Below are 16,563 nucleotides of genomic sequence, written 5' to 3' on the forward strand. Positions count from 1 at the left end.
CTTGATCTCCCGAATCCCGTTCCGAGGCCGCCATGTCGCCCAGCGCCACTCCTGCTCCCCCTGTCGACCCGTCCGCGAGCGTGCGCATCAGCGTGCCCGTCGACGGCATGACCTGTGCGTCCTGCGTTGGCCGGGTCGAGCGCGCGCTGGCCGCGGTCGCGGGCGTCCGTCAGGCGTCGGTCAACCTGGCCACCGAACGCGCGGACATCACCTTTGAGGGTGTGCCCGATGCACCGGCGGTTGCGGCGGCGATCGAGCATGCCGGCTACAAGGTGCGCGCCGCCACCACTGAACTGGTGATCCAGGCGATGACCTGCGCGTCGTGCGTGGGTCGCGTCGAGCGTGCGCTGACGGCGGTGCCCGGAGTGCTGGAGGCAAGCGTCAACCTCGCCACCGAGCGTGCGCGGGTGCGCCACCTGGACGGCGCGGTGGCCCTTGCCGACCTGATCGCGGCAGTCGAGCGGGCGGGCTATGTCGCCCAGGCGGTGTCGGCCGGCACCACGCAGTCGGCCGACGAGGACGCCGAACGCCGCGAAGCGGAGGACCGCTCGCTGCGGCGTGCGCTGACAGTGGCAGCGGCATTGACCCTGCCGGTGTTCGTGCTGGAGATGGGCGCCCATCTGATTCCAGCGCTGCACCACTGGGTGCAGCACACCCTGGGCGGACAGACCAACGCGTATGTGCAGTTCGTGCTGACCACGCTGGTGCTGTTCGGGCCGGGCCTGCGCTTCTTCCGCAAGGGCATCCCGGCACTGCTGCGGGGCGCGCCGGACATGAATTCGCTGGTGTCGGTCGGTACGGCGGCCGCGTATGGCTATTCCCTGGTGGCGACATTCGCACCGCAGGTGCTGCCGGCCGGCACCGCGAACATCTATTACGAGGCCGCGGCCGTGATTGTCACGCTGATCCTGCTCGGTCGCGTACTGGAAGCACGCGCGAAAGGGCGTACCTCGCAGGCGATCAAGCGCCTGGTCGGGCTGCAGGCCCGGACCGCACGGGTGGAACGCGATGGCCAGGTGCAGGAGATCGCGCTCGACCAGGTGGTGACCGGCGATGTCGTGCTGGTCCGGCCGGGCGAGAAGGTGCCGGTGGACGGTACGGTGGTCGACGGCAGCTCCTACGTGGATGAGAGCATGATCACCGGCGAACCGGTTCCGGTGGCCAAGCAGGCCGGGGCGAGCGTGGTTGGCGGCACGATCAACACCACCGGTGCGTTCCGCTTCGAGGTCACCCAGGTGGGCGCCGACACCGTGCTGGCGCAGATCATCCGCCTGGTCGAGCAGGCGCAGGGCAGCAAGCTGCCGATCCAGGCGCTGGTGGACAAGGTGACGTTGTGGTTCGTGCCGGCGGTGATGGCCGCCGCCGTGGTGACGTTCGTGGTGTGGCTGCTGTTCGGGCCCGCACCGGCGCTGAGTTTCGCGCTGGTCAACGCGGTGGCGTTGCTGATCATCGCCTGCCCCTGCGCGATGGGGCTGGCCACGCCGACCTCGATCATGGTCGGCACCGGCCGCGCGGCCGAGCTGGGCGTGCTGTTCCGCAAGGGCGAGGCGCTGCAGGCCCTGCGCGATGTGGGCGTGGTCGCGTTGGACAAAACCGGTACGCTGACCAAGGGGCGTCCGGAACTGACCGATCTGGAGATCGCCGACGGCTTCGCCTCCGACGAGGTGCTGGCCCTGGTGGCAGCGGTGGAGACGCAGTCGGAGCATCCGATCGGCGCGGCCATCGTGGCCGCCGCACGGCAGCGCAATCTGGCGCTGGCCGCTGTCGGGAACTTCGATGCGGTGCCGGGCTTTGGTGTCTCGGCCACGGTGGCCGGCCGCAGCGTCGCGGTGGGCGCGGACCGCTACATGACCCGGCTGGGACTGGATGTCACGGCGTTCGTCGCCACCGCCGGGCGCCTGGGCGCGCAGGGCCGCAGTCCGCTGTACGCGGCCATCGACGGCCGCCTCGCGGCGGTGATCGCGGTTGCCGATCCGATCCGTGAGACCACGCCCGAGGCGATCCGCGCGCTGCATGCGATCGGACTCAAGGTCGCGATGATCACCGGTGACAATGCCGCAACCGCTGCCGCCATCGCCGGCCAGCTCGGCATCGACGACGTGGTGGCCGAGGTGCTGCCCGACGGCAAAGTCGCCGCGCTGCAGCAGCTGCGTGCCACCGGCATGCGCGTTGCGTTCGTGGGCGACGGCATCAACGACGCCCCGGCGCTGGCCGCGGCCGATGTCGGGCTGGCGATCGGGTCGGGTACCGACGTGGCGATCGAGGCGGCCGATGTGGTGCTGATCTCCGGCGACCTGCGCGGCGTGGCCAATGCCATCGCGATCAGCAAGGCGACCATCCGCAACATCAAGCAGAACCTGTTCTGGGCGTTCGCCTACAACGCGCTGTTGATTCCGGTGGCCGCCGGTGCGCTGTATCCGATCAGTGGCACCTTGCTCTCGCCGATCTTCGCGGCGGCCGCGATGGCGCTGTCCAGCGTGTTCGTGCTGGGCAACGCGTTGCGTCTCAAACGCTTCCAGGCGCCCCATGTACCGACGCGAGCCGGTACCCTCTGAACGGTCCACGAGAGGGTGAAGCCATGAACATCGGTGAAGCGGCGCAGTTTTCCGGCGTCTCGGCGAAGATGATCCGCTATTACGAACAGATCGGCCTGATTCCGAAGGCGCTGCGCTCGGAGGCCGGCTATCGCCACTACAGTCCCCAGGACGCGCACAGCCTGCGCTTCATCCGGCGTGCGCGCGACCTCGGCTTCTCGGTGGAACAGATCGCCGACCTGCTGGTGCTGTGGCGCGACCGCACCCGCGCCAGCGCCGATGTAAAGGCGATGGCACTCTCGCATGTGGCCGGATTGAAGGCGCGGATTGACGAACTGCAGGCGATGGTCGGCACTCTCGAACACCTCGCCGAGCACTGCCACGGCAATGACCGGCCCGATTGCCCGATCATCGCCGACCTGGCCGAACCGGCCGTCGACGCGGTGGCGCAGACGCCGCCGGCGGCGCGCAGAGCGCCGTTGTTCGGCGTCGATGCGCCGGTGCCGTCACGCCGCACCGGCACACGGAAAAACCGTTGACATTGCCATGCTGTCAGGCCGGAGAGTGATCGGACACCTTCACTCAACAGGTAGACACGATGTTCCAGTTCCACATTCCCAACATGACCTGCGGCGGCTGCGCCCATTCCGTGACCCGCGCGCTGCTCGATGCCGATCCTCGGGCCCGCATCGAAACCGATCCGTCCGCGCGCTCGGTGGAGGTCCGGTCGGAACGCGATGAAAGCGTCCTGCTGGCCGCCCTGCTCGCGGCAGGGTACCCGCACACCGCGCGGCCCGATGCCGCGCGCAGCTGATCGGGGTACCGCAATGCATGCCCGGCATCACCTCCTGGTGATCCTGCCCTCGCTCGCGGCGGAGGCGTCCCTGTGGGGACGCCTGGCCGGGCCGGCCGGCACGGCGCCGCCGGCCCCTGTTCAGCGGTGTCGCGCTGCCAGGGGCGCCGGCGGAACAGCGGCGGCGGACCAGGCCCGCAGGCCCATCACCGCAAGGCCGACGAAGACCAGGTAGAGCACGGCGGTCACGTGCAGCGACTTGACCAGGTACATGCCCACGTACACGACATCGACCAGGATCCACAGCCACCACGCCGCCACGTGCCGGCGCGCCTGCCACCACTGGGCCACCAGGCTCAGTGCGGCCAGCAGCGCATCCAGCCAGGGCAGGGCGGCATCGGTGAAGGTGTGCATTGCCGCACCCAGCGCGATGCCGGACACCACGCCGATGCCCAGGTCGCGCCACGCATGGCGAGCCGACAGCGGCGCAATGACGATCGCACCGTCTTCCACCGCATGCCGGCGCCAGCTGAGCCAGCCGTAGACCAGGAACGCGCCGAAGGCCACCTGCAGCAGCGTGTCCGAGTACAGGCGGGCCTCGATGAAGACCAGCGCATACAGGGCCACCGACAGCAGGCCGACCGGCCAGGCGATCATCCAGCGGCGCCCCATCATGGCGACGCCCGCCATGCTGACGATCGCCGCCGTCCACTCGAGCACGGCGGCGTTCACAGCCCGAACGTCACCGACAGGCGCGCCTGGCGCGGTGCGCCGGCGAACAGGTAGTAGTCGCCGGCGCTGCTGCCGGTATCGCGCCAATAGAAGCGATCGGTGACGTTGTCGACCGTGAGGTTCCAGGTCACCGGCCGCTCGCGCAGCAGATGGCGATAGCGCACGCCCACGTCGAACACGTGGTAGGCCGGTGCACGCACCGCTCCGTCGACCGTGGCCACGTTCGCGCCTGCATAGCGCCAGCCGCCGGTCACGCCCAGACCCGGCACGGACGGCACCTGGTAATCGGCATGCACCGTGGCGCGCACCTTGGGCACGTTGACCAGCTGATGGCCTTCGTGGGCCGCAGTGCCGGTATCGTGCGCGCGCGCCTGCAGCACACTGGCACTGGCGTTCAGTTCAAGCCGCTCGGTCAGGTGGCCCTGTGCGGTGAGTTCCAGTCCGGTGTGGACCTGCTGTCCTGCCTGGACGAACGTGAAGCCGGCGTCGCTCCGGTCCGGCATGGCGTACTGGTAGGGCTGGGTAGTGCGGAACAGGGCCGCGCCGAGGGTCAGCGCATCGGCGGAGGCAAATTTGACGCCCACCTCGACCTGGCGCGACAGCATCGGTGCAAGGAAGGTGCCGTCATTGCTGGTCCAGAAGGGGGCTTCCTGGCCCAGCGCGATGCCACGGACGTAGCTGGCGTACGCACTGACCTCGTCGGTGGCCTTCCACACCAGCGCGGTCTGCGGCAGGAAGCGCGACAGCCGGCTGTGGCGTTCGGGGACGCCGGCCTTGCTGTAGGCGCGCTCGTTGAGACGTACGAAGCGGCCACCCGCCAGCCATTCCCAGTCGTCGCCAAGGCGCATCCGGTCCAGCGCGAACACCGCATTCTGCCGGCTGTCCAGGCGGCGCGCCGAGGCGCCCGGCTGCCGGGGCGACGGCGCGAACTGCGGCACCTGCGCGTCGTTGATGTTGGCCGTGCCCACGTATTCGTTGACGTTGCGGCGTTTGTCCACCGTGCGCCGGAAGGTCTCCGCGCCGAAGGTCAGTGCGTGCTCGACGCGGCCGCTCCGCAGGGTGCCGCGCAGCTCGGCGCGTGCGGCCTGGTTGCGACGGGTGTCGTCCGGGCTGCGGTAGTCGTAGATGTCGTAGGCGCCATCCGGACCAAAGTAGTTGCCCGGCACGCTGCCATCGGCGCAGGACGCGGCGTAGTAGCAGCCGTAGGCGAAGGCGACGTTGTCGTCGATGACCGTGCGGCTGTGGCTGACCGAGACGCGCGACTGCCAGTCCGGGCTGAAGTCATAGGTGTGCAGCGCGGTGATGTTGGTGCTGTCGATGCCCACCGGCTGCTGCCAGGCCTGGTGGCCCAGCATGTGCGACCGGTCCACGCCGCGCGGCAGCACCGTGGCGCCAAGCAGCTGGTAGCCGGAGGCCGAACGCTGCGCGCTGGTCTGGTAGTTGGCGTCCACCTCGAGCTTGCCGCGCTCGCCGATCAGCCAGTCGGCCGCCACCGAATAGAAAATGCGGCGACCGTCGGCATGGTCGATGTAGGAGGCGGTGTCCTCCCAGGCGGCGTTGACCCGCACGCCGAAACGCGGCGTCAGCCACTGGCCCACGTCCACAGCGGCATAGCGCGAGCCTTCGGCATCGGTGCCGAGGGTTGCCGTGCGCACGTCTGCGGCACGCTTGCCGACGTAGTTGATGATGCCGCCGGGCGACATCACGCCGGCGGCGAGGCCGGCTTCGCCCTTGAGTATCTCCACCGTCTGCACGTTCTCCAGCGCCAGCCGCTGCTCGCCGGCAATGGGCAGGCCGTTGAACCGGTACCCGGTGGCGGTATCCAGCGCGAAACCGCGGATGGCGATGTTCTGGTAGTAGCCGACCGGGGCATAGCTGTCGCCCAGCGACGCGTCCTGGGTCCCGATCTCGGACAGGGTGCGCAGGTGGCGGCGTTCGATCTGCGTCCGATCCAGCCGCGTCACCGAGGCCGGGGTGCTCTTCCAGTCGCCGGCGCCGAAACTGGTGGACTGCGCGGTATCGGCGGCCGGCTGGCGGGCCTGCACGCGCACCGCAGCCAGCTCGGTCGGCGAGCGGTCGGCGGAATCCGGGGCAGGTTCGGCCGCGTACAGCGGCAGGGCGGCGCACAATGCGACGGTGAGCAACGCAGGGGAATAGCAGCGGTTCATTCGATTCGTCATCAGCCAGCAAAAGGAGACGAAGCGACGGCGCGCGCGCATCGACCGTCAACGGTCCCTGCGCCCACTGCTCAAAGCTCCCTACGCCGGTGCAAACCGGATCAGGTTCCAAGGGACTCTCTCAGCCTGGTTTTTGCCAGGCACCCCCGCTTCAGCGGCTATTTCACACCAATTGGCGCGCGTTTGCGAGCACGGGTTCAGGCAGCGGCATGCAACGCCGCCAGCAGCGCGGTGCCGCGGGGCGTGCCGAACCACTGCGCATGGCCCAGCAGGAAGGTCCGGTAGGCCACATGTGCGTTGGGCGTGGACCGCGTCACCCCGTGGAAGTACTCCACCTCGGACAGGGCGAAATCCAGGTGCACCAGCGGCAGCAGGTCTGCCAGCAGATGAACGCGTGCCGCCGACAGCGGCAGTACGGCCCGATATCCGTCGACCAGCGCCAGCGCGATATCGGGCCGGACCGGCATCGTGCCGTCCAGGTCCAGCCAGGCGATCGCATTGCGCTCGATCGCGGTGGCGAGGTCGAACAGGGCGCTGGTCGGCGAGGCCAGGCCGAAGTCGAGCACCGTGCCGACCCGGTCGCCGGTGACGTCCTGGTGCCAGAGCAGGTTGGACACGTGCCAGTCGTTGTGTGCCCACAATCGCGGTTCCTGGTCCAGGCGCACGCCCACGCGCGCATGCCAGGGCAGCAGATCGCGCTGCAGATCGTCCTGCCAGGCGGTGCCGGCCAGGTAGTCGGCGAGGGCGGGGCGCTCGTCCAGCTGCGCGGCGAGCGCCGCGAGCGGGTCGCGGGCACGGATCAGGTCGTCGCGGGCCACCAGCAGATGGGTGCCGCGCTGGGCGGCGGTGTAACCGGCAGCGGCCTGGTGCAGTTCTGCGAGGGCGCGGCCGGCTTCACGGGCGTGGCCCACGTCGGTCAGCGGTGTCCAGGACGGTGCGTCGCGATACAGGTCGGCGCCGTGGCCCACACGATGCAGTTCGTACGTCCAGCCGGCATGCTCGACCGCTGTTGCGCCATCCCGGTCACGCAGCAGTGAAGCCACCGGAACGCCCCGAGTGGCGAGGTGGTCGATGAACCCGTGCTCTTCCTGCAGGGTGGCGGCGCTGCGCACGGTGGCGTGGTGCCGCTTGACGAACACCGCATCCGCGCCGCGGCCGACGATGGCCGCAGCGGACAGCGGGCGGGGACTGTGCCACTGCAGCGCTGCATCCCCCTGCAACGCAGGGAAGCGCGTGCGCAGCCAGGCGATCTCGGTCGCGTCGATGGCGGGCCAGTCGGGGGCCACCTCGTCGTTGTCGAGGCCCTGGACGCGGTGGTTGGGAAGGGTCATGGCGTGGCGGTCGGAGACGGTGCTGCGGGGACAGGCCGACGGGCCTGCCGTCGCAGCGGGGGCGCACATGCTACTCCGCCCGGCGCGGTGGTCACACCGTCCATGTCGCTTCCTGGCCCGCAGGCAGGTGCATCAGCTGGTCGAGCTGGCGCAGCGCCCGATGCAGCGCCTGGCGGTCGGCGGCTGCCCCCAGCGAGATCCGTACGGCATCGCTGATTGCCACGCCTTCCGGCGTGAAGGCCGACGACGGCGCGATGCCGAGGCCCTGCAGGCGGGCGGCGTGGGTCAGGCTGACATCGGTCCAGTGCGCGGGCAACCGGCACCAGGCGTGCACGCCGGCGCAGGCCTGCAGAAACCGGGGCGACAGCGCGGAGCGCGCCAGGTAGCGTCGCTCGGCCGCCTCGTCCTGAACCAGCCTGAGCATCGCCTGCGCCGAGCCGTCCAGGATCAACTGGGTGACCAGTGCGTTCATCAGGGGCGGTGCCATCAGATTGACGGCGCGCAGCGCATCCAGCACCGCCTGCCGGGCGACGCCGTCGGGCAGGTGCACGAATGCGGTGTGCAGCCCCGGGCTGAGGCATTTGGACAGGGTGGAGATGTAACAGGTGTGCGCGGGCGCGAGCAGCGCGAGCGGGGCAGGCGCATCCTCGCCAAGCAGCCAGTACGGGTCGTCCTCGATCAGATGCAGGTCCTGCGCGCGCAGCACCTCGGCCAACGCGCGCCGACGGGCGTCGGGCAGCGTGTGTGCGGTAGGATTCTGCGCGGTCGGGTTGAGGTAGACCACGCGCGCGCCGGTGGTGCGGGCAAGCCGGCGCAGCGCGTCCGGGCGCATGCCGTGCTCGTCGCTGTCCACCACCTGCAGACGCCGCTGCAGCACCCGTGCGGCGTGCAGCAGGCCGGGGTACACCAGCGGCTCGCACAGCACCGTATCGCCTGCGTCGGTCAGGGCCAGCAGCAACGCCGACAACGCTGCCTGCGCGCCTTCGGTGACCACCAGCCGTGCCGGCTCGCATCGACCGAGGATGGGTTTCAGCCACTGGGCGGCCGCCAACTGGTCGGCCGCGCTGCCGCCGCCGACGTGGTAGGTCATCAGGTTGCCGGCATCGCTGCGGGTCAGTACCGACGACAGCCCGCGCCGCAGCACCTCGGCCACCTGGCTCCCGCCGGGGCTCGGCGGCAGGTTCATGCTCAGGTCGACCAGCTGCGCCAGCTCGACCTGCGGCGGTGCCACGAACGAACCCAACGGCCCGCGCGCGTCGATCAGCCCGCGCTTGCGTGCCTCGTTGAAGGCGCGGGTGATCGTGGTCAGGTCCACGCCAAGCTCGCTGGCCAGGCTGCGCTGCGCCGGCAGGCGTTGGCCGGGGCGCAGCGTGCCGGACCAGACCGCGCGCTCCAGCGCCTGCACGATGCGCAGGTACACCGGCCCGTGGCCGTCGGCGATGAGGCGCTGCCACTCGGCGGTCGTTGCGTTCATTGCCGCATCTTACCCGCCGCCGCGCAGGCGCCTGCGACAGTGTGTCGCATCATGTATGGATCATGTCGTTGCCTAACGTACGCGGCTGCGGCGGGCACCCCCCATGCATATCGGTCATGCAGGGGGGCGTCCGCCACTTTCCTGTTACGGGCCGCCCCGGCCCGGGTACCGCGTTGGAAGGGCCGTCACGCATGAACCCAGCTATACACACCGCTCGCCGGACGCCATCGTCCGGCCGCCGCAACGCCGGACGATGGTTCGGCCTCGCCGCCCTGCTGCCGCTGCTTTCAGGGTGCAGCAACCTGGAGCTGTTCAATCCCAAGGGCAGTATCGCCGAGCAGGAGATGCAGCTGATCCTGGTCTGTACCGGACTGATGCTGCTGGTGGTAGTGCCGGTGATCCTGCTCACGCTGTACTTCGCGTGGCGCTACCGCGAATCCAACACCCGGGCGACCTACGCACCGGACTGGTCGCACTCCACCGCGATCGAAGTGGTCGTGTGGACCATTCCGTGCCTGATCGTGGTGGTGCTGGGCGTGCTGATCTGGCGCAGCACGCACGCGCTGGACCCGTACCGGCCGATTGCCTCGGACAAGGCGCCGCTGCGCGTGGAAGTGGTGGCACTCAATTGGAAGTGGCTGTTCATCTACCCCGACCACAACGTGGCCACGGTGAACGAGCTGGTGATGCCCGTCGATACGCCGGTGGCGTTCAAGCTGACCTCCGAGTCGATGATGAACGCCTTCTTCGTGCCGCAGCTTGGCAGCATGGTGTACACGATGGCCGGCATGCAGACCCGCCTGCACCTGATCGGTCACACGCCAGGCACCTACGCCGGCATGTCCTCGGCCTACAGCGGCTCGGGCTTCTCGGACATGAAGTTCGATGCACGCGTGGTCACCGAGGCGGACTTCCAACAGTGGCTGGTGCAGGCCCGCGGTACCGGGGAGCACCTGGGCGCGACGCGCCTGGAGGTCCTGGAAACGCCGACCCACGGCGCACCGATGCAGCGCTTCGCCAGCGTCGATGCCGGCCTGTTCTCCAGCGTGGTGCGTCGCTACGGCGGCATGCCCGACGACGAAATCTGCCTGCCGGGCGAGGAGCCTGGCGCCACATCCCAACTGGTGAGCCTGGCCGCGCCTGCCAGCCGTACCGCGGAGAACTGATTGTGCTTGGAAAGTTGAACCTGGAAGCGATTCCCTACCACGACCCGATCATCATGTCGGCACTGGCGGGCTCGGTGCTGCTGGGCGCGGCGATCATCGCGGCCATCACGTACTACAGGAAGTGGGGCTATCTGTGGACCGAGTGGATCACCTCGGTGGACCACAAGAAGATCGGTGTGATGTACATCATCCTGGCGCTGGTCATGCTGGTGCGAGGCTTTGCAGACGCTCTGATGATGCGCGCCCAGCAGGCGATCGCCGCCAACGATGCGGCCGGCTACCTGCCGCCGGAGCATTACGACCAGATCTTCACCGCGCACGGCGTGATCATGATCTTCTTCGTGGCGACCCCGCTCATCGTGGGCCTGATGAACGTGGTGGTGCCGCTGCAGATCGGCGCGCGCGACGTCGCGTTCCCGTTCGTGAACTCGCTCAGTTTCTGGCTGTCGGCGGTGGGCGCGGTGCTGGTGATGGCGTCGATGTTCGTCGGCGACTTCGCCGCCACCGGCTGGGTGGCCTATCCGCCGCTGTCGGGGATCGAGTACAGCCCCACAGTGGGCGTGGACTACTACATCTGGTCGCTGCAGGTGTCGGGTATCGGCACCACGCTGACCGGCCTGAACTTCATCGTGACCATCCTCAAGATGCGTGCGCCGGGCATGGACCTGATGAAGATGCCGGTGTTCACCTGGACCGCGCTGATCACCAACATCCTGATCGTGGCGATCTTCCCGGTGCTGACCGCGACCCTGGCGCTGCTGACGATGGATCGCTACTTCGGCATGCACTTCTTCACCAATGATGCCGGCGGCAACGCCATGATGTACGTCAATCTGATCTGGATCTGGGGCCATCCGGAAGTCTACGTGCTGATCCTGCCGTGCTTCGGCGCGTTCTCCGAGATCATCGCCACCTTCTCCGGCAAGCCGCTGTTCGGCTACCGTTCGATGGTCTACGCGACCTCGTCCATCGGCATCCTGTCGTTCTTCGTGTGGCTGCACCACTTCTTCACGATGGGCTCGGGCGCGAACGTCAATGCGTTCTTCGGCATCATGACCTCGATCATCTCCATTCCTACCGGGGTGAAGCTGTTCAATTGGCTGTTCACCATGTACCGGGGGCGCATCCGCTACCACTCCTCGACGATGTGGACGATCGGCTTCATGGTCACCTTCGCACTGGGTGGCATGACCGGCGTGATGCTCGCCATTCCGGGCGCGGACTTCGTTCTGCACAACAGCCTGTTCCTGATCGCGCATTTCCATAACGTGATCATCGGTGGCGTGGTGTTCGGCTGCCTGGCCGGCATCAGCTTCTGGTTCCCGAAAGCGTTCGGTTTCACCCTCAACGAGCGCTGGGGCAAGATCTCCTTCTGGTGCTGGCTGATCGGCTTCTACCTGGCCTTCATGCCGCTGTACGTGCTTGGCTTCAAGGGCATGACCCGGCGCATGAACCACTACGCGATCGACGGCTACCAGCCGTGGCTGATCGTGGCGGCCATCGGTGCACTGGTGATCGCTGCCGGTATCGCGGCGATGTTCATCCAGTTCTACGTCAGCGTGCGCGACCGCAAGGCCAACCAGGACCTGACCGGCGACCCGTGGAATGCGCGCAGCCTGGAATGGGCGACGTCCTCGCCGCCGCCGTTCTACAACTTCGCCAGGCTGCCGGTGATCACGTCGCTGGAACAGCATTGGGACGACAAGCAGCATGGCCGCGCCTGGCAGCGGCAGGACCACTACGAGGACATCCATATGCCACGCAACACCGCCTCCGGCGTGGTGATCTCGGCGTTCAGTCTGGTGCTGTGCTTCGCGCTGGTCTGGCATATGTGGGTGCTGGCCGGCATCGGTCTGGTCGGTGTGATCGCCACGTTCGTGCTGCGTTCCTATGACCGCGACGTGGACTACTACGTGCCCGCGGCCGAGGTGAAACGCATCGAAGAGGCGCACCTTGCGCAGATGGAAGGAGCCAGGGCATGAGCGGCGATACCCGGAGTGCAGCGCCGCTGCACGAGACACGCGACGTCGGCCGGCACCACGCCGCGCACGAGCACCATGACGACGGCAGCAAGACCGTCGTCGGATTCTGGATGTACCTGATGGGCGACTGCCTGATCTTCGCGGTACTGTTCGCGACGTTCGGGGTGCTGCTCAACGGGACCGCCGACGGCCCCAGCGGCAAGGAGCTGTTCAAGCTGGGGTTCGTGCTGTCCGAGACGGTGGTGCTGCTGCTCAGCAGCTTCACCTTCGGCCTGGCGATGCTTGGCATGCAGGCCGGGCGACGCAACCAGGTGGTCGGCTGGCTCGCCGTAACGGGTGTGCTGGGTGCAGTGTTCATCGGCATGGAACTGTACGAGTTCGCCGAACTGATCCATGAGGGCGCAACCCCGGATGTGAGCGCCTACCTGTCGGCGTACTTCACCCTGGTGGCCACGCACGGCCTGCACGTCACGTTCGGCCTGCTGTGGCTGGCCATCATGATCCACCAGGTCCTGACGTTCGGCCTGGATGGCATCGTGCGCCGCCGCCTGGCCTGCCTGAGCCTGTTCTGGCACTTCCTGGATCTGATCTGGATCTGTGTGTTCACCTTCGTCTACCTGCGGGAGTTCGTATGAGCCACTCTGCTGCCGATGCCGATCACGGCGGTGGCCACGCCACCCTGAAGGGCTACATCGCCGGTCTGGTGCTGTGCCTGGTGCTGACCGGCGCGTCGTTTGGCGTGGTCATGACCGAACTGGTGCCCCAGCCGCTGCGGCTCACCTCCATCGTGGTGCTGTGCGTGGTGCAGCTGGTGGCCCAGCTGGTGCTGTTCCTGCATATCGGGGCTGGCCGCAGCCAGCGGGAGAACACCGGCATCTTCCTGTGCACGGCGTTCCTGATCGCCATCGTGGTGGCCGGCTCGCTATGGGTGATGCACAACGCCATGCTCAACATGATGCCGATGCAATGACGCGCGTGTCTGGCGTCCTGCTCGCGGCCATCCTGACCGGTGCCGGCGTGGTGTGCTCGCCCGGGGATGCGGTTGCCGCACCTGCTGCGGCCCCGGGGATCACCTACGATGCAGCGTGGATCCGGCTGCCGCCGCCGGCGGCGCAGGTCGCGGCGGGCTACATCCAGCTGCACAATACCGGCGCTGACGACCGCCTGGTGGGCGCAACCTGCAAGGACGTCGCGCAGGTGCAGATCCACGCGATGCGCATGGACGGGGATGTGATGCGCATGCACGCATTGCCGGATGGCCTGCCGTTGGCTGCCCGGGCCTCGGCAGCGCTGCAGCCCGGCGGTTACCACCTCATGTTGATGACCCCCAAGCGGCCATTGCAGGAGGGTCAGGTGGTCCGCGTGCTGCTGCAGTTCGAACGCGCGGGAACGCTGCCGGTGGACTTCGTGGTGCGCAACGCTGACGCGATGTCGGGGGGTGCCCGGTGAGCGCGTTGCGGACAGTGGTGCTGGCGGCGTGCGGGGTGCTGGCGGCCTGCCAGGCGGCCGATGCGCCGGTGATGGGGCAGGCCGCGCTGCAGTCGGTGGCATTGCAGAGCAGCGACGGCCGGCGCCTGTCCATCGCCGGGCTGCGGGGCCAGCCGACGCTGTTGTTCTTCGGCTTCACCCACTGCCCCGAGGTGTGCCCGCTGAGCCTGTACAAGGCGGTGCAGTTCAAGCGCCGGCTGGGTCCACTTGGCGACCGCCTGCAGGTGGTATTCGTGACGGTCGATCCGGCACGCGATACGCCGGCGCACCTGCGCGAGTACCTGGCCGCGTTTGATCCCGGCTTCATCGGCCTGTCCGGCGACGAGGCCGGCACCCGTGCCGTGGCTGAAAGCTTGGGCGTGACGTACCGCCGCGTGGGCGAGGGTGACGCGGCGACCTTCGAACACACCGCGTCCTGGTTCCTGCTGGGTGCCGATGGCGCGCTCCAGGACGTGTACGGCTACGCGCTGGACGACCGCGAAATCGAAGCGAGGCTGCGCGCGCGCCTGGCCGTGCCGGGCGAATGAACCCGGCAGCGCCGGCACGCGTGGGCGGACCGGATGCGGTGCTGCTGCTGGCATCCGCGGGCTGCGCACTGACCGTGCTGGACACCAACGTGGTGGGCGTGGTGCTGCCGACCATCGCACGGGATCTGTCGGCCAGCTTCGCCGATATCGAGTGGGTGGTGAGCGCCTACGTCCTGTGCTTCGCCTCGCTGCTGCTGCCGGCCGGAACGCTGGCCGACCGGATCGGTCGCCGGCGGCTGTACGTCATCGGGCTCCTGTTGTTTGCGGCGACCTCGGTGGCCTGCGGGGCGGCCGCGAGCGCGCCGGTGCTGTACCTGGCACGGGGCGGGCAGGGCGCGGCGGCGGCATTCATGCTGGCGCCAGCGCTGTCGCTGATCGGCCATGCGCACCAGGGCGCTGCGTCGCGTGCGCGGGCGTGGGCGGTCTGGGGCGCGATCATGGGCTTGACGATGGTGCTGGCACCGCTGATCGGGGGTGTGATCGCAACCTGGCTGGGCTGGCGTTGGGCCTTCCACCTGAACCTGCCGCTGTGCCTGCTGCTGGCCGCGATGAGCGCGCGCCGCATCGCCGACTCCTGCGATCCGCAGCGACGACCGCTCGATGTGCCGGGCGTGCTGCTGTTCGCCGGCGCGATGCTGGCATGGACGTGGGGGTTGATCCGAGGCCCTGTGGCGGGTTGGTCGAGCGTGACGGTGCTGCCCTGGCTGTTCGCCGCCGCCGCGCTGGCCGGCGCCTTTGTGGTGGTCGAGCGCCGCCGTGCGCAGCCGATGCTCGACCTGGGCCTGTTCCGGTACCCGGCGGTGGTCGGTGCGGTGGTCGCGATGTTCGCCTATGCCGCAGCGGTGCAGGTAATGGCCTCGCTGCTGCCGCTGTTGCTGCAGAACGTACGCGGCGACAGTGTGCTGGAGGCCGCGCTGCACATGCTGCCGTTTGCGCTGGCCATGCTGTTGATGCCCTTCGCTGGGCGTCGTCTCGGCCGCCGCTGGCCGACCGGCAGGCTGCTGGCGCTCGGCCTTGGTGTGGCGGTGCTTGGCAACCTCGGCATCGCACTGGCGCTGTGGCGGCACAGTGACCTGGGCCTGCTGCTGTCAATGGCGGTGCTGGGCAGCGGGGGCGGGCTGCTCAATGGCGAAACGCAGAAGGCGATCATGAGCGTGATGCCGCCCGAGCGCGCGGGCATGGCCTCCGGGATCAGTACGACCGCGCGGTTCTCGGGCATTCTGCTCGGCTTCGCCACGCTGGGCGCGGTGCTGTCGAGCCAGGTACGCGCCACGGCGGCACAGTCCTTTGCCGAGGCCGGTCACGCCGTGTCGCCGGCCCTGCTGGAGCGCGTGGTGGTGGGCGAGCTGTCGATGGCCGCCGATGGCATGGGGCGCCTGGCACGCCAGGCGTATGCAGGCGGCGCGGTGTATGCGTTCCTGACGGCGGCGGGCATCGCACTGGCCGCACTGGCGCTGACCGGGGTATTGATGCGACCACCGGTCAGGGCGCGCGGGCGTGCAGCGCCCAGCAGGCGGCGGTGAAGGCCACTGTGTCGCCATCGATGAAGGGCGCGAACGCCGCGTCCATCGCCGCCAGCACGCGGGTGCGGAGCGCGGCATCGACGTCCGGGTCACGCAGCGCCTGGCCCACCGGACCCAGCAGGGCCACGTAGCGCGTCAGCTCCGCACGCGTGATGCGGCAGACCACGTCCAGCGGTTCAATCCGGATATCGGTCCAGCCGCTCGCTGCCAGCAGGTCCGCGACCGCGTCGCGGGCGGCGAACGCGAACTGCCCCGGGCCGCCCGTGGGGCGCGGCGGCAGCGGGAGCAGCGGTGCCGCCGCGCGTTCGGCGGTGGTCATGAACGGGTTCTCGGCCGCCGCGCGCCAGACGATGGCGTGCAGGGCGCCGCCGGTGCGGGTGGCATCGCGCAGTCCGGCAAAGGCACGCTGCGGATCGTCAAAGAACATCACCCCGAAGCGTGACACCACGCGGTCAAGGCGGGCGGCTGGAAAGGCATGGCGCTGTGCGTCGGCGACCAGGAAGGTTGCCGCCACGGCATCGTCGCGCGCCCTTGCGCGTGCGGTGTCGATCATCGGTGCGGAGATGTCGACGCCCGTACAGTGGCCATCGGTACCCAGCCGGCCGGCAATTGCCAGGCTCACCGCGCCGGTGCCGCAGCCGACATCGAGCACCTGCCAATCCGCGCCCGGCGGGACCGCATCGGCGAGCACCCGCGCCAGGGGCGCGAACATGGCGTCGAGCAGGCACTGCGCCTGCACCCACGCCTGGCCGGCCGGGCCATTCCACAGCGCGTGTTGGGGGGTGTCGGTCATCGCGGACTCGCTTCGGACTTGCCAGCAGGGGAGGGAGCCCGCA

Annotated in this window: 15 protein-coding genes and 1 riboswitch; of the genes, 10 read left to right on the top strand and 5 right to left on the bottom strand. The window is 68.9% G+C overall.

Annotated elements, in window-relative coordinates:
• Window positions 1-32: 32 nt before the first annotated feature.
• The 3 genes from GDJ08_RS00305 to GDJ08_RS00315 are packed head-to-tail and all read left to right on the top strand — an operon-like array spanning window position 33 to window position 3,348.
• Complete coding sequence (locus GDJ08_RS00305) at window positions 33-2,555, top strand: heavy metal translocating P-type ATPase (protein ID WP_153164031.1); 2,523 nt, start codon at window positions 33-35, stop codon at window positions 2,553-2,555.
• Between the two features lie 23 nt (window positions 2,556-2,578).
• On the top strand, window positions 2,579-3,073 hold the full coding sequence (gene cueR / locus GDJ08_RS00310; RefSeq protein WP_153164032.1) for a Cu(I)-responsive transcriptional regulator: 495 nt from the start codon (window positions 2,579-2,581) through the stop codon (window positions 3,071-3,073).
• A 59-nt stretch (window positions 3,074-3,132) separates the two neighbouring features.
• Window positions 3,133-3,348, top strand: a complete 216-nt coding sequence (locus tag GDJ08_RS00315; RefSeq protein ID WP_153164033.1) for a heavy-metal-associated domain-containing protein — start codon at window positions 3,133-3,135, stop codon at window positions 3,346-3,348.
• A 120-nt stretch (window positions 3,349-3,468) separates the two neighbouring features.
• Here the strand turns inward: GDJ08_RS00315 and pnuC are convergent, their stop codons facing one another.
• From pnuC to GDJ08_RS00335, 4 genes are all read right to left on the bottom strand, one after another.
• The gene (gene pnuC, locus GDJ08_RS00320) at window positions 3,469-4,047 is read right to left on the bottom strand and encodes a nicotinamide riboside transporter PnuC (RefSeq protein WP_037591263.1); all 579 of its coding nucleotides are present in this window, start codon (window positions 4,045-4,047) and stop codon (window positions 3,469-3,471) included.
• Between the two features lie 8 nt (window positions 4,048-4,055).
• A complete protein-coding gene (locus tag GDJ08_RS00325; RefSeq protein WP_153164034.1) occupies window positions 4,056-6,227 on the bottom strand; it encodes a TonB-dependent siderophore receptor in 2,172 nt (723 codons plus the stop codon).
• A gap of 70 nt (window positions 6,228-6,297) precedes the next feature.
• A riboswitch (TPP riboswitch) is annotated at window positions 6,298-6,394 on the bottom strand.
• A 39-nt stretch (window positions 6,395-6,433) separates the two neighbouring features.
• The gene (locus GDJ08_RS00330) at window positions 6,434-7,567 is read right to left on the bottom strand and encodes a phosphotransferase enzyme family protein (protein ID WP_153164035.1); all 1,134 of its coding nucleotides are present in this window, start codon (window positions 7,565-7,567) and stop codon (window positions 6,434-6,436) included.
• Between the two features lie 91 nt (window positions 7,568-7,658).
• A complete protein-coding gene (locus GDJ08_RS00335) occupies window positions 7,659-9,041 on the bottom strand; it encodes an aminotransferase-like domain-containing protein (protein WP_153164036.1) in 1,383 nt (460 codons plus the stop codon).
• Window positions 9,042-9,232: 191 nt separating this feature from the next.
• On the opposite strand from GDJ08_RS00335, the gene cyoA reads away from it, so the two are divergent.
• From cyoA to GDJ08_RS00370, 7 genes are read left to right on the top strand one after another with little or no spacing between them, the layout of a single operon-like run.
• Complete coding sequence (cyoA, locus tag GDJ08_RS00340; RefSeq protein WP_153164037.1) at window positions 9,233-10,207, top strand: ubiquinol oxidase subunit II; 975 nt, start codon at window positions 9,233-9,235, stop codon at window positions 10,205-10,207.
• Between the two features lie 2 nt (window positions 10,208-10,209).
• The gene (gene cyoB, locus GDJ08_RS00345) at window positions 10,210-12,189 is read left to right on the top strand and encodes a cytochrome o ubiquinol oxidase subunit I (protein WP_017356211.1); all 1,980 of its coding nucleotides are present in this window, start codon (window positions 10,210-10,212) and stop codon (window positions 12,187-12,189) included.
• Window positions 12,186-12,824, top strand: a complete 639-nt coding sequence (cyoC, locus tag GDJ08_RS00350; RefSeq protein ID WP_017356212.1) for a cytochrome o ubiquinol oxidase subunit III — start codon at window positions 12,186-12,188, stop codon at window positions 12,822-12,824. Before cyoB ends, cyoC begins: the two co-directional genes overlap by 4 nt.
• Complete coding sequence (gene cyoD / locus GDJ08_RS00355; RefSeq protein ID WP_017356213.1) at window positions 12,821-13,159, top strand: cytochrome o ubiquinol oxidase subunit IV; 339 nt, start codon at window positions 12,821-12,823, stop codon at window positions 13,157-13,159. The genes cyoC and cyoD overlap by 4 nt, the downstream gene beginning before the upstream one ends.
• Window positions 13,156-13,638 carry a copper chaperone PCu(A)C gene (locus tag GDJ08_RS00360; RefSeq protein WP_165699743.1) on the top strand — a complete coding sequence of 161 codons (483 nt, stop codon included), beginning with the start codon at window positions 13,156-13,158 and terminating at the stop codon, window positions 13,636-13,638. The genes cyoD and GDJ08_RS00360 overlap by 4 nt, the downstream gene beginning before the upstream one ends.
• Window positions 13,635-14,204: an SCO family protein gene (locus GDJ08_RS00365; RefSeq protein ID WP_229296405.1), complete on the top strand. Its 570-nt coding sequence runs from the start codon at window positions 13,635-13,637 to the stop codon at window positions 14,202-14,204. Before GDJ08_RS00360 ends, GDJ08_RS00365 begins: the two co-directional genes overlap by 4 nt.
• On the top strand, window positions 14,201-15,727 hold the full coding sequence (locus GDJ08_RS00370) for an MFS transporter (protein ID WP_153164039.1): 1,527 nt from the start codon (window positions 14,201-14,203) through the stop codon (window positions 15,725-15,727). The genes GDJ08_RS00365 and GDJ08_RS00370 overlap by 4 nt, the downstream gene beginning before the upstream one ends.
• Here the strand turns inward: GDJ08_RS00370 and GDJ08_RS00375 are convergent.
• Entirely contained in the window at window positions 15,687-16,520 is an 834-nt protein-coding gene (locus GDJ08_RS00375; RefSeq protein WP_153164040.1) for a class I SAM-dependent methyltransferase, read from the bottom strand. The two genes, GDJ08_RS00370 and GDJ08_RS00375, sit on opposite strands and share 41 nt — an antisense overlap.
• Between the last annotated feature and the right edge of the window lie 43 nt (window positions 16,521-16,563).

The organism is Stenotrophomonas nematodicola, from assembly GCF_009467805.1.
Classification (GTDB): domain Bacteria; phylum Pseudomonadota; class Gammaproteobacteria; order Xanthomonadales; family Xanthomonadaceae; genus Stenotrophomonas; species Stenotrophomonas nematodicola.

Coding starts and splice junctions, on each gene's coding strand:
- GDJ08_RS00325 (WP_153164034.1), bottom strand. CDS start 6,227: ATGAACCGCTGCTATTCCCCTGCGTTGCTCACCGTCGCATTGTGCGCC.
- cyoD (WP_017356213.1), top strand. CDS start 12,821: ATGAGCCACTCTGCTGCCGATGCCGATCACGGCGGTGGCCACGCCACC.
- GDJ08_RS00360 (WP_165699743.1), top strand. CDS start 13,156: ATGACGCGCGTGTCTGGCGTCCTGCTCGCGGCCATCCTGACCGGTGCC.
- GDJ08_RS00335 (WP_153164036.1), bottom strand. CDS start 9,041: ATGAACGCAACGACCGCCGAGTGGCAGCGCCTCATCGCCGACGGCCAC.
- cyoC (WP_017356212.1), top strand. CDS start 12,186: ATGAGCGGCGATACCCGGAGTGCAGCGCCGCTGCACGAGACACGCGAC.
- GDJ08_RS00375 (WP_153164040.1), bottom strand. CDS start 16,520: ATGACCGACACCCCCCAACACGCGCTGTGGAATGGCCCGGCCGGCCAG.
- GDJ08_RS00315 (WP_153164033.1), top strand. CDS start 3,133: ATGTTCCAGTTCCACATTCCCAACATGACCTGCGGCGGCTGCGCCCAT.
- GDJ08_RS00330 (WP_153164035.1), bottom strand. CDS start 7,567: ATGACCCTTCCCAACCACCGCGTCCAGGGCCTCGACAACGACGAGGTG.
- cueR (WP_153164032.1), top strand. CDS start 2,579: ATGAACATCGGTGAAGCGGCGCAGTTTTCCGGCGTCTCGGCGAAGATG.
- cyoA (WP_153164037.1), top strand. CDS start 9,233: ATGAACCCAGCTATACACACCGCTCGCCGGACGCCATCGTCCGGCCGC.
- GDJ08_RS00370 (WP_153164039.1), top strand. CDS start 14,201: ATGAACCCGGCAGCGCCGGCACGCGTGGGCGGACCGGATGCGGTGCTG.
- GDJ08_RS00305 (WP_153164031.1), top strand. CDS start 33: ATGTCGCCCAGCGCCACTCCTGCTCCCCCTGTCGACCCGTCCGCGAGC.